Raw genomic sequence first — 14,563 nt, forward strand, 5'->3', positions numbered from 1 at the left:
GTGCGTTCCCTCGCCGAGGACATCCGCGACCGCTCCGACGCCGAGCTGGTCGCGCTGCTCGAGCTGCGACCCGACCTGGCGCGACCGCAGCCTGCCGATCTCACCGCCCTGGCCGCCCGGGCGAGCACCCGCGCGAGCACGGCCCGCGCCGTCGACCACCTCGACCTCGACCACCTGAGCGCCCTGCAGGCCTGTGCCGTCACCGGCTCGACGGACCCGGCGACCATCGCCCCCTTCGTCGGGGTGGACGAGCACGAGGCCGCCACCCTCGTCGACGACCTGACGGCCGCGGCCCTGCTGTGGCGCTCCCCCGACGGCCCGGTCCTGGCCCGCACCGTCACCGACGTCCTCGGCCCGCACCCCGCGGGGCTCGGCCCAAGCGCCGCGACCCTCGGTCACGCGCTGCCCCTCGACCTGCCGACGACCCTCGCCGACCTCCCCGCCGAGCAGAGCCAGGTCCTGGGCCACATCACCGCGCACGGTCCCACGGCCGCCGTCCCCGGCGACCCGGAGGGACGCACCGGGCGGGCCGTCGCCGCGCTCGTCGACGCCGGTCTCCTGGCCGCCCCCGACGCCGAGCACGTCGTCGTGCCACGCGAGGTGGGGCTGGCCGTCCGCGGCGGCCGCCTGCACCCCGAGCCGCGCGAGCAGGCCACGACATCCCCGACCTACGACCCCGACGACGTCGACCGAGCCGCAACCGCCTCGGCCACCGAGCTCGTCGCCCTGGTCGACGAGCTGCTCGACCACGCCGATGCCCTGCGCCCGCGGGTCCTGCGCAGCGGCGGTCTCGCGGTGCGCGACCTGCGCACCCTGGCCACCCGCATCGACCTCGACGAGGCCGCCACCACCCTGCTCCTCGAGCTCGCCCTGGGCGCGGCCCTGCTCGCCGACGACCACGCGCTCGACCCGACCTGGCGCCTCACCACCGTCGTCGAGGACTGGCGCGCCCTCGCACCCGGGCGGCGCTGGAGCGCGCTCGCCCTGCTCTGGCTGCACTCCCTGCGCGCCACCGTCGTGCCCGCCCCCGAAGACGGCGGGCGGGTCAACGCCCTGTCCGAGGGCATGGTCTGGCCGCCGGTGCGGGCGCTGCGCCACGAGGTGCTCGAGATCCTCGCCGCGCTCCCGGCCGGCAGCGCCCCCGACACGGCGACCGTCGTGCACCTGCTCCACCAGCGCCGTCCACGCCGCATGCCCCACCAGGCCGACGAGGTCGTCGCCGCGCTGCTGCGCGAGGGCGAGTCCCTCGGCGTCACCGGTCGCGGGGCCCTCGGCTCCTTCGGCCGGCTGCTGCTCAGCGACGAGGCCGCCGCGACCGAGCGGCTGGCCGAGCTCGTCCCCGACCCCGTCGACCAGCTGCTCCTGCAGGCCGACCTCACGGCAATCGTGCCGGGCACTCCGGTGCCCGAGCTCGCGGCGATGCTCCGCCGCAGCTCGGTGCTCGAGTCACGAGGCGGCGCGAGCGTGCACCGCTTCACCGAGGCCGCGCTGCGCGGGGCGCTCGACGCCGGGTGGACCGCCGACGACCTGCTCGAGTCGCTCGCTCGCTTCAGCGCCACGCCTGTGCCCCAGCCGCTGGACTACCTCGTGCGCGACGTGGCCCGCCGCCACGGGCAGCTGCGGGTCGGCAGCGCCGGCAGCTATCTGCGCAGTGACGACCCGACGCACCTCGAGGCGCTCCTCGGCCACCGCGACCTCGGCCACCTCCAGCTGCGGCAGATCGCCCCGACCGTCCTCGTCTCGCCGGCCGGCCCCACGACCCTGCTCGACGCGCTGCGCGAGATCGGCGCCGCGCCGGCGCTCGAGGGATCCGGCGGTGTCGTGAGCAGCACGCCCACCGGGTCGCGGATCACGCCGCGCACCGCTCGCCCCGTCCTCGAGGTCCGCCCCGAGCCGGCACAGGAGGTACTCGAGCGCCTCCGCGCCGGCGAGGCGCGCGCCGCCGCCCGGCGCACCGCCGGCACCCCCGACGGGCCGAGCATCCCCGCTCTCGACCCCGCGAGCAGCTCCGCGTTGCTGCGCGAGGCAGCCGCCGACCGGCTCGCCGCATGGATCGGCGTCACCGACGCCGTCGGCGCCACCCGCCGGCTGCTCTTCCACCCCCTCGCCGTCGAGGGTGGCCGCGTCATCGGCGAGGTCGACGCGAAGCCGCAGACCTACTCGCTGCACCGCATCACCGGCGTCGTCATCGACGGCTGAGCCGGGCTCGCCGGGTCACCCGCCCGACAGCGCCTTGACGACCCGCGAGGGCGAGGGCTTGCCGAGCTGCTGCGCCATCCACGCGCTCGTCTCGACGAGCGCGTCGAGGTCGACACCGGTCTCGACACCCGCCCCGTCGAGCATCCACACGAGGTCCTCGGTGGCCAGGTTGCCCGTCGCCGACTTCGCATAGGGGCAGCCGCCGAGCCCGCCGGTCGAGGCGTCGACGACGGTCACGCCGGCGCGCAGGGCCGTGAGGGTGTTGGCCAGGGCCTGCCCGTAGGTGTCGTGGAAGTGCACGCCGATCCGGTCCACGCCGACCCCGCGCCGGTCGAGGGCGGCGAGCAGCGCCTCGACGTGCCCGGTCGTGCCGGTGCCGATCGTGTCGCCGACGGAGAGCTGGTCGCAGCCGAGGTCCATCAGCTCGGCGCAGGCATCGGCCACCTGGTCGACGGGCACCGGCCCCTCCCACGGGTCGCCGAAGCACATCGACACGTAGGCGCGCACCCACAGGCCGGCCTCCTGTGCCCGGCGGACCACGGGGGCGAACATCTGCACCGACTCCGCCTGCGAGCGCCCGAGGTTCTTCTGCGCGAAGGTCTCCGTCGCGCTGCCGAAGATCGCGACCGCCCCCACGCCGGCCTCGAGGGCGCGGTCCAGACCGCGTTCGTTGGGCACGAGCACGGGCCGAAGGGGGCTTCGCCCCACCTCGTCGAGGTCGGCGAGGAGCTCGGCCGCGTCGGCGAGCTGCGGGACCCACCGCGGCGAGACGAAGGAGGTCGTCTCGACCGTCTCGAGCCCCGCCGCGACGAGTCGGCGGACGAACTCCGCCTTGACGGGGGTGGGCACGCTCGACGACTCGTTCTGCAGGCCATCACGCGGGCCGACCTCGTAGATCGTCACCCGTGGGGTCAGGTCGCTGGCGGGCTCGGTCTGCGGCAGTGCACGACTCATGGAGCCCATGATCCCCCATCACGTACCGTGGGCCCGGGCCGCAGTCGTCGGCCCGGGAGGACAGCACAGGATGAGCAACGACCCGTACCCGAGCCAGCGGCCCGACCCGAGCGGCAGCGACCCCTACTCGAGCGACCCCTACCTCCCCGTGGGCCGACCCGACGAGACCCGGCCGCCCGCCCCCTACCCTGCGACCCCGGCACCCCAGCAGGCGCCGCCGGCCCTGCCGCCGCCGTATGCCTACGCCTATGCGCCGCCGCGGCCCATGGGCGCCTCGGTCATCGTCCTGGTCATCCTCTCGGCGATCATGACGATGTCCGGCTACTGCTGCTGGGTCGGCATCCCGTCGCTCGTCATGGGCATCGTCGCCATGACCAAGAACTCCTCCGACCCCGAGGGCGCCGACCGGCTGACCCGCTACGGCTGGATCACCTTCGCCGCGCTCTTCGCCATCGGGCTGCTCGCCGTCATGGGCTTCATCGCCGTCGTCGCCCTGAGCGAGGCCTGAGCGTGGCCCCCGACGGTGCCCTGATCGTCCAGAGCGACAAGACGCTCCTGCTCGAGGTCGACCACGAGCGGGCCGCCGACGCGCGGCGGGCCATCGCCCCCTTCGCCGAGCTGGAGCGCGCACCGGAGCACATCCACACCTACCGGGTCACGCCGCTCGGCCTGTGGAATGCCCGCGCCGCGGGCCACGACGCGGAGCAGGTCGTCGACGCCCTCATCACCCACTCGCGCTACCCCGTGCCGCAGGCGCTGCTCGTCGACGTCGCCGAGACGATGGACCGCTACGGCCGGCTCGTGCTGGAAAAGGATGGTGAGCAGCTCGTGCTGCGCGCCACCGACCGGGCCGTGCTCACCGAGGTCATGCGGCACAAGAAGATCACGCCGCTGCTCGGCGCCCAGCTCTCCCCCGACGAGGTCGTCGTCCACCCCTCCGAGCGGGGCACACTCAAGCAGGAACTGCTCAAGGTCGGCTGGCCCGCCGACGACCGGGCCGGCTACGTCGACGGCGAGGCCCACCCCATCGACCTCACCGAGGACGGCTGGACGCTGCGGCCCTACCAGCAGCAGGCGGTCGACGGCTTCTGGGACGGTGGCTCCGGCGTCGTCGTCCTGCCGTGCGGCGCGGGCAAGACCCTCGTCGGAGCCGGCGCGATGGCCGCCGCGAGCGCCACGACGCTCATCCTCGTGACCAACACCGTCAGTGCCCGGCAGTGGAAGCAGGAGCTGCTCGAGCGCACCTCGCTCACCGAGGACGAGATCGGCGAGTACTCCGGGGCGCGCAAGGAGATCCGTCCGGTCACCATCGCGACCTACCAGGTGCTCACGCTCAAGCGCAAGGGCGTCTACCCGCACCTCGACCTGCTCGACGCCCGCGACTGGGGCCTGATCGTCTACGACGAGGTCCACCTGCTGCCGGCGCCCATCTTCCGGATGACCGCCGACCTGCAGGCCCGTCGCCGGCTCGGGCTGACGGCCACCCTCGTCCGCGAGGACGGCCGCGAGGCCGACGTCTTCTCGCTCATCGGCCCCAAGCGCTTCGACGCGCCGTGGAAGGACATCGAGGCGCAGGGCTACATCGCGCCCGCCGACTGCGTCGAGGTGCGGGTGACGCTCAGCGACTCCGAGCGCATGGCCTATGCGACGGCCGAGCCCGACGACCGCTACCGGCTCGCCTCGTGCTCACCGGTCAAACTGCCCGTCGTCCGCTCGCTCGTCGAGCAGCACCGCGGCGAGCCGACCCTCGTCATCGGTCAGTACCTCGACCAGCTGCACGAGCTCGCCGAGCAGCTCGACGCCGACCTCATCACCGGCGAGACCTCGGTCAAGGAGCGCCAGCAGCTCTTCGCCGACTTCCGCGAGGGCCGCTCGAGCCTGCTCGTGGTCTCCAAGGTGGCCAACTTCTCCGTCGACCTGCCGGAGGCGACCGTCGCCATCCAGGTGAGCGGGACCTTCGGCTCACGCCAGGAGGAGGCCCAGCGCCTCGGTCGGGTCCTGCGGCCGAAGGGGGACGGCCGCACCGCGCACTTCTACACCGTCGTCACGCGCGACACCGTCGACGCCGAGTTCGCCGCCCACCGCCAGCGCTTCCTCGCCGAGCAGGGCTACGCCTACCGAATCGTCGACGCCGACGACCTCTAGCCCGTCACAGGATCGAGGTCAGGAAGCGCTTCGTCCGCTCGTGCTCGGGGTTGCTGAGGATCGCGTCGGGCGTGCCCTGCTCGAGGATCTGCCCGTGGTCGAACATCATCACCTTGTGCGAGACGTCGCGCGCGAACTGCATCTCGTGGGTGACGATGAGCATCGAGATGTCCGTCGAGTCCGCGACATCGCGCAGCACACCGAGCACGTCGCCGACGAGCTCCGGGTCGAGCGCCGAGGTCACCTCGTCGAGCAGCAGGATCTTCGGGTCCATCGCCAGGGCCCGGGCAATCGCGACCCGCTGCTTCTGACCTCCGGACAGGCGGCTGGGGTGCTCGTCGGCTCGGTCCTTCAGGCCCACCTGGTCGAGCAGCGCCAGCCCGCGCTCGCGGGCCTCGTCCTTGCTCCGCCCGAGGACGTGCACGGGCGCCTCGGTGACGTTGTCGATGACCGACATGTTGGGGAAGAGGTTGAAGTGCTGGAAGACCATGCCGATCTTCTTGCGGGTCTGGGCAACCTCCTTCTCCCGCAGGCGGACCCGCTTGCCGTCGCGGCGGTCGTGGGTCAGCGGCTTGCCGTCGATCCAGATGTAGCCGCCGGTGAGCTCCTCGAGCGTCATGACGAGCCGCAGGATCGTCGTCTTGCCCGAGCCGCTCGGGCCGATGAGCGTCACCCGCTCGCCCTGGGCGACGTCGAAGTGCAGGTCCGACAGCACCGTGTGGTCCCCGAAGGACTTCTCGACGTCCTCGAAGCGGATCACGGGGGTGGACGAAGGGGGCGTCCCCCCGGTCGGGTCAGTAGACAAGAGCTTTTTCCAATCTGCGGACGGCGAAGGCGGTGACGAGGCTCGCGACGAGGAAGATCAGCCCCGCGATGGTGAAGGCCTCGTTGTAGCGGAAGGTGTTGCCGCCGGCCTGCTGGGCGACGGTGACCATCTCGAGCACCGTGATGGCGAAGAGGTAGGGGGTGTCCTTGAACATCGAGATGGCCCAGTTGCCCAGGGCCGGGAGCGTCGAGCGGAGGGCCTGCGGGAGGACGATGTCCCGCCAGGTGCGCCCCTGCGGGAGGCTGAGCGCGCGGGCCGCCTCCCACTGGCCGGTGTCGACCGAGCGGATGCCGGCGATGAAGGACTCGGCCATGTAGGTCGCGTAGTGGATACCGATGACCACCGTCCCGACCCAGAGCATGTCCCAGTCCACGGGCACGAGGAACTTCGCGAAGACGAGCTGGACGATGAGCGGCGTCATCCGGATGACGTCCATGACCCAGCGCACGGGACGCGACAGGAGCGTCGGTGCGACCTGGGTGATCACGGCCAGGAGCAGGCCCACGACGACGGCGACGGCCGTGCCGACGACGGTGATGAGCAGGGTGGCCGTGAAGAAGGCCTCGATGATCTCGGGCGCCAGCTCACGGGCGGCCTCCCAGCTCCAGAACTCCTCGAAGGTGATGGCGGGCCTCATCACAGCGCCACCCCCGCTCCGGCGTGGGCACTGCGGGTGGGCAGGCCGAGTCGACGACGGGCACGCTTCTCCAGCTGTCGCAGACCGGAGGAGAAGACGAGCGCGAAGAGGTAGTAGATGATCAGGCCGATGCCGTAGGCGAAGATCGTCGTCGTGTTGATGCGCAGCTGGTCGATCTCGTAGGCGAGGTCCTGCAGCCCGATGAAGAGCGCCACGGCCGTGCCCTTGATGAGCATGACGAGCAGGTTGTTGTAGCCGGAGAGCATGAGCACCCAGGCCTGCGGCCAGATGATCCGACGCATGCGGGTCAGCGGCGACATGTTGAGGGCCTTGGCGCCCTCCCACTGGCCGCGGTCGACGGCATTGATCGAGCCGCGCACGATCTCCGCGCCGTAGGCGCCGTAGTTGAGCCCGAGCGCGATGACGCCGGTGAGCACGGCATCCCAGCTGACCCCGAAGAGCGGCATGACGTAATAGAGCCAGAAGAGCTGCACGACGAGCGAGGTGCCGCGGAAGAACTCCACGACGATCGTCGCGAGCCACCGCAGGGGTGCGACGGGGCTGATGCTCAGCAGGCCGAGGGCGACCGAGACGACGAAGGCGACCAGGGCCCCGCCGAGCGTGAGCTGGAGCGTGACGAGCACGCCCTCGCCCAGTCTCGGCAGGGCATCCCGGAGCGCGTCGAGATGATCGGTCACTTGGCGTCCGGCAGCTCGCCCTTGCAGAGCTGCTCGGTCGTCAGGTCGCCCTTGGGCCGCTCGGCGTCGGTGAAGCCGAACTCGCCGATGACGTCGGTGTAGGCCTTCTCGTCGCCGGTGATCTTGGCGAGCTCCTCGTTGTAGGCATCGCGCAGGGTGTCGTCACCCTTCTTGAAGACGGTCGCGCCGGCGCCGACCTGCTCCTTGCCGTCGACGACGGCGACGAAGGAGTCGGTGACCTCGACCTTAACGTCGGGGTTGTTCTCGTCCATGGTCCGCAGGGAGATCCCGGTCAGCGCGAAGACGTCGCTGCTGCCGCGTGCCACCGCGTCCATGCCGTCCTGCGGGGACTTGACCTGGGTGGCCTCGATGTCGAGCGACTTGGCGTAGTCGGTCTCGATGGCGCCGCTCATCGTCGCGAGCTTGGCGCCGGACTTCTTGACGTCGTCGAGGTCCTTGAGGTTCTTGGGGTTGCCCTCGGGCACCATGAGCGCCGTCGTGTAGAGGATCTCCGGGTCGCCGAAGGAGGCCTCCTTGCAGCGGTCCGGCAGGATCGACATGCCCGCGGAGATGGCGTCGTAGCGGCCGGCCTTCAGGCCCGGGATGAGCGCATTCCACTCCGTCTTGACGCCCTTGACCTCCTTGATCCCCATGTCCTTGAAGATCTTCTTGTGCAGGGCGATGGTGGCCCCGGTGAGCTCCCCGTCCTTCTCGAAGGAGTAGGGCTCCTCACCGGCGAAGGCGACGGTGATCGTCCCCTCCTCCTTGAGCTCGGCGAGCTTGTCGCCCGACCCACCGTCCGATCCGGAGTCGGAGCCGCAGGCGGCCAAGGTGAGAGCGAGGGTCAGTGCTGCGGTTCCGGCCAGAGTTCGTGAGTGACGCACGTGTTTCCTCCCCTCGGAGGTTCTTCGCCGGGCCCCTCCCGGTCCTCCGAGTCCCCCCACCCGACCAAATCAACGGCGCGAAGGGGGGTTCCCGCCCCCTTCGTTGTCACTCCGTGACCCCACCGCGCCCAGCGCTCGTTCAGCCGACACCCAGACAACGGGCGCACACTCGACGGGTGAGCACTCCCACCACCTCCGTCGACGCCCCCCACCTGCTGGTCGTCGAGGACGAGCCCAACATCCGCGAGCTGCTCGCCACGTCGCTGCGCTTCGCCGGCTTCGAGGTCGAGGTGGCCGGCGACGGCGCGAGCGCGCTCGACGCGGTGCACCGCATGGAGCCCGACCTCATCGTCCTCGACGTCATGCTCCCCGACACCGACGGCTTCGAGGTCGCCTCCCGGCTGCGCGCCTCCGAGCGCCACCAGCCGATCCTCTTCCTCACCGCGCGCGACTCCCTCGACGACAAGCTCAAGGGCCTGACCGTCGGCGGCGACGACTACGTCACCAAGCCCTTCTCCCTCGAGGAGGTCATCGCCCGCATCCGGGTCATCCTGCGCCGCACGACCGACATCCCCTCCACCGAGTCGGTGCTGCGCTTCGCCGACCTCGAGCTCGACGACGAGGCCCACGAGGTCCGCCGCGCCGGGCGGGTCATCGACGTCTCGCCGACCGAGTTCAAGCTGCTGCGCTACCTCATGCTCAACCCCAACCGCGTCCTGTCGAAGGCCCAGATCCTCGACCACGTGTGGGACTACGACTTCCGGGGCGAGATGGGGATCGTCGAGTCCTACATCTCCTACCTGCGCCGCAAGATCGACACCGAGGGGCTGCCGCCGCTCATCCACACCAAGCGCGGCTTCGGCTACGTGCTGCGCCTGCCGCCCGAGTGACCCGCCCATGAGCCTCGAGCGCGTCACCGCGCCCGTCGTCCGCCGGTTGGAGGCGATGCCGCTCACCTGGCGGCTCGTCGTCATCCTGCTGACGCTGCTGCTCGCGGCGCTGCTCGCGACCTCGCTGACGACGGCGTGGCTGCTCCAGCGCGACCTCGAGGCCAATGTCGACGAACAGCTGCGCACGGTCGCCATCCCGGTCGCCGAGGACAGCTCCGGGCTGTCGACCGGGGGCGAGACCCCGGACTTCTACCAGCCGCGCAGCGGACCGACCAACCTCTTCTTCGTGCGCCAGCCCGCCGACGGCGACGCCTGGCAGTACCGCTTCCCCACGGGCGTGAGCTCCCGCCCCGACGTGCCCGTCATCCGTGCCGACGACGCGCGGGCCATCACCAACCAGCCCTTCACCGTCGAGTCGCTCGACGGCACCGTCCAGTGGCGCTTCATCGCCGGCCGCTACGAGGACGGCTCGACCTTCGCCGTCGGCATGCCGCTGTCCGGGGTCAACAAGGTCATCGGCCGCTACGTCATCGTCACCGCCTCCGTCGGTCTGGGGGCCCTGGCGACCTGCGGGGTCCTCGGCTGGTTCGCCACCCGCCGGGCCTTCCGCCCCCTTCGTCGCATCGAGGACACCGCCGCGGCCATCGCCGCCGGCGACCTGACCCGACGTGTCCCCGTGCGCCACAGCCATGACGAGGTCGCGAGCCTGAGCGAGTCGCTCAACTCCATGCTCGGTCAGGTCGAGCGCAGCTTCGCCGTGCAGGAGGCGTCCGAGACCAAGATGCGCCAGTTCGTCGCCGACGCGAGCCACGAGCTGCGCACCCCGCTCGCGACCGTCCGCGGCTACGCCGAGCTCTACCGGCAGGGCGCCGTCCAGGGCCCCGACCAGACGACCCAGGCGATGGAGCGGATCGAGGGCGAGGCCTCGCGCATGACCGGGCTCGTCGACGACCTGCTGCTGCTGGCCCGCCTCGACGACCAACGCCCGCTGGAGCTCGAGGACGTCGACCTCGTCGTCCTGTCCGCCGAGACCGTCCACGACGCCCGCGCCCGGGCTCCCCACCGGTCGATCCAGCTCGCCGGTCTCGACGGCGACCTGCGGCCCGCGGTCGTCCGCGGCGACGACGGCCGGCTGCGGCAGGTGCTGAGCAACCTCATCGGCAATGCCCTCATGCACACCGCCGACGACGTGCTCGTCGAGGTCCGCACCGGCCAGGTCGGCGACCGAGCAGTCCTCGAGGTCCGCGACCACGGCGCCGGCATCGACCCCGAGGTGGCCGCCCGGGTCTTCGAACGCTTCTACCGGGTCGACAAGGCCCGCTCGCGGGCACGCGGTGGCAGCGGCCTCGGCCTGGCCATCGTCGCCCAGCACTCCGGCACCGTCGCGGTCCGCGAGACCCCGGGCGGCGGCGCGACCTTCCGCGTCGAGCTGCCGGGCGCGACACCGGCGCGCCCCGGCCACGTCTGATCACAGCAATCTGACAGGTGGGGCCAAGGACGATCAGAAGTCCGCGGCGCAGAGTGGGTCGCACAGCCTCGAGAAGGAGCCCCACGATGGACCAGCCCACCGCGCCACTGCCGCCGCAGCACCCTTCGTACGCCTCGGCGCTCGCCACTCCCCCGCCGCCGCGCATGCCGCGCCACCGGGGACGCCGTATCGGCGAGCTGACCGCGGTCGCGGTCCTCACCGCGGCCCTGGCCAGCGGTGGCACCTGGGGTGTCATGTCGCTCACCGACGACGGCACGACCGCCGCCTCGTCGACGAGCGCGAGCACATCCGGTGACTCCGCCGCCAGCGTGGTCCCGGTGAGCAGCGCCTCCAAGACCAACCCCGACTGGAACGCCGTGACCGCCGCCGTCACGCCGAGCGTCGTCTCGATCACCGTCTCGGCGGGCGGCTCCGGCGGCGAGGGGTCCGGGGTCGTCCTGGACAAGGAGGGGCACGTCCTCACCAATCACCACGTCGTGAGCGGGGCGGGCGACGACGCGACGATCACGGTCACCCTCTCCGACGGCAAGACCTACCGGGCGAGCATCGCCGGCGAGGACGCCTCGACCGACCTGGCGGTGCTCACCCTCGAGGACCCGCCCGATGACCTGCAGCCGATCACCGTCGGCTCCTCCTCGGGCCTGGAGGTCGGCGACCCGGTCATGGCGGTCGGCAACCCCCTCGGCCTCTCCGGCACGGTGACCACGGGCATCGTCAGCGCCCTCGACCGCCCCGTGACGACCAGCTCCACCGAGAGCGAGCAGCAGGACCCCTTCGGCCAGCAGCAGCAGTCGAGCCAGGTCGTCACCTCGGCGATCCAGACCTCGGCGGCGGTCAACCCGGGCAACTCGGGCGGCGCGCTCGTCGACGCGGCCGGTCGCCTCGTCGGCATCAACTCCTCCATCGCCAGCCTGGGCAGCAGCAGCGGCCAGTCCGGCAGCATCGGCATCGGCTTCGCGATCCCCGTCGACGAGGCCCAGTGGATCGCCGAGCAGCTCATCGAGGACGGTCAGGCCGAGCACGCCTTCCTCGGGGTCACCCCCAGCGACGGCACCGCCGAGCTCGGGTCCGCGACCCGCTCCGGCGCCCAGATCCGCTCGGTCTCCGACGGCAGCCCCGCCGCCGAGGCCGGCCTGCAGGAGGGCGACCTCGTCGTGGGCGTCGACGACAGCACGGTCACCTCGGCCGAGTCGCTCGTCGGGATCATCCGCTCGCACCGGATCGGGACCAAGGTCTCGCTCGCCGTCGTCCGCGACGGCGAGGAGCAGACCATCGAAGCCACCCTCGGGACGGCCCCGACGTCCCAGGGGTGATCTGGGGAGCCACGTGCTCAGCAGACTCTCAGGTCGATGCCAGCGGTGTCCCATCCCGGTGTCGCACGATGGTCTCAGGAGCACAGGACATGGAAGCAACGGTCGCTCGATCGTCTCCTCCCCCGACGAAGCACCGACTTCCTCCGGCTCCCACAGGGGTGCTACCCCCGCCTTCGGGTGTGGCGTCTGAAGGCGGCGCTGAGTAGCCGAACTCATGCCCCCGGTGTGCTGGCAACAGCACACTGGGGGCATGAGCATGTCAGGAGACCCGGTCCTCGAGCAGGTGCGCGCGATCGAGGACGACTTCGCAGACGCGATGTCGCGCATGTACGGCGTCGGCAACGAGCTGGCCAGGCTCCGTGCCCACCTCGCCACCGAGGCCTCCCCCGAGCACTGGACGCGGGTCGCGACCCCCGAGATCCCCCCTTCGCCCTCGCCCGCGGCCACCGCTCCCGCCGCGGCGCCCGTCGCTCCCGGCCACGTGACGCCTCCGCCGCGAGTCGCCCCGCCGGCGGGGCCGTCCATGGCCCCGCCGCCGTCCCCTCCGCTGCCGCCCACCGAGCCGTGGTGGCAGCGGGACGGGATCATCGCCAAGGCCCTGGCGGCCGTCGGCGCCGCGATCACCCTCATCGGCGTCGCCTTCCTCCTCGCCCTGGCGATCCAGCTGGGGTTCTTCGGCCCCCTCGCCCGGGTCATCAGCGGCGGACTGCTCTCCCTCGCGCTCGTCGGCGCCGCGGCGCTCGTGCGCTCCCGGCAGACGAGTACCGTCGGCGCCCTCGGTCTGGCGGCGACCGGCATCGCCACCGCCTACCTCGACGTCCTCGCGGTCACCTACGTCTACGCGTGGGTCCCGCTCGGCGTCGGACTCGTGCTCGCCGGCCTCATCGCCCTCGGCGGCGTCCTGCTCGCCCGCGCCTGGGACAGCCAGCTGCTCGCGGTCATCGCCGTCCTCGGCGTCGCGCTCATGGCCCCCTTCGTCGGCCTCCAGCACGGCCTGCTCACCGGCGGCTTCCTGCTCGTGCTCACCGCAGCGACCTGGCCGGCGCAGATCGGTCGCGACTGGTGGGCCCTCGAGCTCTCCCGCGTCATCCCGACCGCACTCTTCCTCGCCGCGCTCGCCGTCGCGCACGACGAGCAGGGCATCGCCGCCGCCCTGGCCATCGCCTTCGCCCTCCTCGTCATGGCCACGACGCTCGCCGGGGCCCGCGTCGACCGGCTGCCGGAGCAGCTCGGGCTGCTCGTCCCGGTCGGCATCGGCCCGCTGTGGTTCGCCGGCATGGCGTTCGACGGCCGGTGGACCGGCACCGGGCTGCTCGTCATCGCCACCTGCCTGCTCGTGCTCATCGCCGGTCTCGTCGGGCACGACGAGCGCACCGCCCTGGTGCACCGTGTCCCCGAGCTCGCACTGGCCGCAGCCGGCGTCACCTCGCTCACCGCCGCCGTGCGCGGCGCCGACGGCAACGGCTGGACGCCGGTCGTCGGGCTGGCCCTGTGCCTGCTCTGGGCCGTCGCCGCGCTCGTCCTGCGGCACCGCACGACGCTCTTCGTCTCGTGGGCCCTGTCGGCCCTGGGCCTGATCGGCGCGACCACACTCCTGCCCCACGTCGCGCTGCGCAGCCTCGCCGACGAGGTCGGGCCCACCCACCTGCTGGCGACCGTGCTCCTCGTCGCGACGCTCGCCGTCACCGCGCGGGCGAGCCACGTGCTTGTGCCGGACACCTCACCCGCGCTGCCGCGCATCCTCGTCGCCCTCTCGGTGCTCGTCACCGGCGGCGCCGTCGTCCTGCTCGGCGCGCTCGCCGGCCAGCTCGTCGACGACGCCCGCGGGGGCTACACCGCGGGCCAGGCCGGCGCCACGGTCGTGTGGATGGCCACCGCCGCGGTCCTGCTGCTGCGTGGTCTGCGCGGGTCGACGATCGCCGTGCCGGCCGGCCTGGGTCTCGCCGCGCTGAGCGTTGGCAAGCTGCTCCTCTTCGACCTGTCCTTCCTCAGCGGGCTGGCCCGGGTGCTGTGCTTCATCGTCGCCGGCCTGCTCCTGCTCGGGATGGGTGTCGGCTACGCCCAGGCGCTCGAGCGGTCGCGCCGCGGCGGTGGCGGCCCCGGCACCGGGCCGACCCCTCCTGTGGATAACCCGGCGGCGCCGGTCCCGGTTCCTCCTACGGTCTAGGGAGACGTCGGGCCGCAGGGGCCCGGCCGATCACCAGCCGAAGGGGAACCACCATGGCCAGCTTCACCGTCGACACCGCCCAGGTCGCGAGCAGCGCCTCCGACGTCTCGCGCATCTCCGAGGACGTCGAGACCACCGTCGCGAGCATGATGTCGCGCCTGCTGTCGCTCCAGAACCAGTGGCAGGGCGAGGCCTCCTCGTCCTTCCAGGACCTCATCAACGACTGGCGCGCGACCCAGCGCACGGTCAAGGAGAGCCTCGACGAGATCGGGCGGGTCCTCGGCGAGGCCGGCCGGACCTACGACGACACCGAGACCTCGGTCAAGAGCACGATGCGCCCCGGCCGCTGACCGGCCCGACC

13 protein-coding genes are annotated in these 14,563 nt (G+C 72.2%); 8 read left to right on the forward strand and 5 right to left on the reverse strand.

Annotated features, from left to right (window positions below):
* Positions 1–2,199: a helicase-associated domain-containing protein gene (locus B9B60_RS10680; RefSeq protein ID WP_084451390.1), complete on the forward strand. Its 2,199-nt coding sequence runs from the start codon at positions 1–3 to the stop codon at positions 2,197–2,199.
* A 15-nt stretch (positions 2,200–2,214) separates the two neighbouring features.
* Here B9B60_RS10680 and B9B60_RS10685 read toward each other — a convergent pair whose 3' ends face one another.
* Positions 2,215–3,153, reverse strand: a complete 939-nt coding sequence (locus B9B60_RS10685) for a hydroxymethylglutaryl-CoA lyase (RefSeq protein WP_084451565.1) — start codon at positions 3,151–3,153, stop codon at positions 2,215–2,217.
* A gap of 70 nt (positions 3,154–3,223) precedes the next feature.
* On the opposite strand from B9B60_RS10685, the gene B9B60_RS10690 reads away from it, so the two are divergent.
* Entirely contained in the window at positions 3,224–3,661 is a 438-nt protein-coding gene (locus tag B9B60_RS10690) for a hypothetical protein (protein WP_084451391.1), read from the forward strand.
* 2 nt (positions 3,662–3,663) lie between these two features.
* Positions 3,664–5,298, forward strand: coding sequence for a DNA repair helicase XPB (locus B9B60_RS10695; protein ID WP_084451392.1), 1,635 nt, complete (start codon positions 3,664–3,666; stop codon positions 5,296–5,298).
* Between the two features lie 4 nt (positions 5,299–5,302).
* Here the strand turns inward: B9B60_RS10695 and ehuA are convergent, their stop codons facing one another.
* The 4 genes from ehuA to ehuB are packed head-to-tail and all read right to left on the reverse strand — an operon-like array spanning position 5,303 to position 8,343.
* Complete coding sequence (gene ehuA / locus B9B60_RS10700; protein ID WP_084451393.1) at positions 5,303–6,058, reverse strand: ectoine/hydroxyectoine ABC transporter ATP-binding protein EhuA; 756 nt, start codon at positions 6,056–6,058, stop codon at positions 5,303–5,305.
* Positions 6,059–6,092: 34 nt separating this feature from the next.
* Positions 6,093–6,761, reverse strand: coding sequence for an ectoine/hydroxyectoine ABC transporter permease subunit EhuD (gene ehuD, locus B9B60_RS10705; protein WP_084451394.1), 669 nt, complete (start codon positions 6,759–6,761; stop codon positions 6,093–6,095).
* A complete protein-coding gene (gene ehuC, locus B9B60_RS10710; RefSeq protein ID WP_072623609.1) occupies positions 6,761–7,459 on the reverse strand; it encodes an ectoine/hydroxyectoine ABC transporter permease subunit EhuC in 699 nt (232 codons plus the stop codon). Before ehuC ends, ehuD begins: the two co-directional genes overlap by 1 nt.
* Positions 7,456–8,343, reverse strand: coding sequence for an ectoine/hydroxyectoine ABC transporter substrate-binding protein EhuB (gene ehuB / locus B9B60_RS10715; protein ID WP_084451395.1), 888 nt, complete (start codon positions 8,341–8,343; stop codon positions 7,456–7,458). The genes ehuC and ehuB overlap by 4 nt, the downstream gene beginning before the upstream one ends.
* A gap of 176 nt (positions 8,344–8,519) precedes the next feature.
* On the opposite strand from ehuB, the gene B9B60_RS10720 reads away from it, so the two are divergent.
* From B9B60_RS10720 to B9B60_RS10740, 5 genes are all read left to right on the forward strand, one after another.
* A complete protein-coding gene (locus B9B60_RS10720; RefSeq protein ID WP_072623607.1) occupies positions 8,520–9,233 on the forward strand; it encodes a response regulator transcription factor in 714 nt (237 codons plus the stop codon).
* A 7-nt stretch (positions 9,234–9,240) separates the two neighbouring features.
* Entirely contained in the window at positions 9,241–10,701 is a 1,461-nt protein-coding gene (locus tag B9B60_RS10725) for a sensor histidine kinase (protein WP_084451396.1), read from the forward strand.
* A gap of 86 nt (positions 10,702–10,787) precedes the next feature.
* Positions 10,788–12,035: a S1C family serine protease gene (locus tag B9B60_RS10730; RefSeq protein ID WP_234993844.1), complete on the forward strand. Its 1,248-nt coding sequence runs from the start codon at positions 10,788–10,790 to the stop codon at positions 12,033–12,035.
* A gap of 250 nt (positions 12,036–12,285) precedes the next feature.
* Positions 12,286–14,202 carry a DUF2339 domain-containing protein gene (locus B9B60_RS10735; RefSeq protein WP_143445544.1) on the forward strand — a complete coding sequence of 639 codons (1,917 nt, stop codon included), beginning with the start codon at positions 12,286–12,288 and terminating at the stop codon, positions 14,200–14,202.
* A gap of 53 nt (positions 14,203–14,255) precedes the next feature.
* On the forward strand, positions 14,256–14,552 hold the full coding sequence (locus B9B60_RS10740) for a WXG100 family type VII secretion target (protein ID WP_084451398.1): 297 nt from the start codon (positions 14,256–14,258) through the stop codon (positions 14,550–14,552).
* Positions 14,553–14,563 lie beyond the last annotated feature (11 nt).

It is taken from the genome of Janibacter indicus (assembly GCF_900176385.1).
Lineage (GTDB): Bacteria > Actinomycetota > Actinomycetes > Actinomycetales > Dermatophilaceae > Janibacter > Janibacter indicus.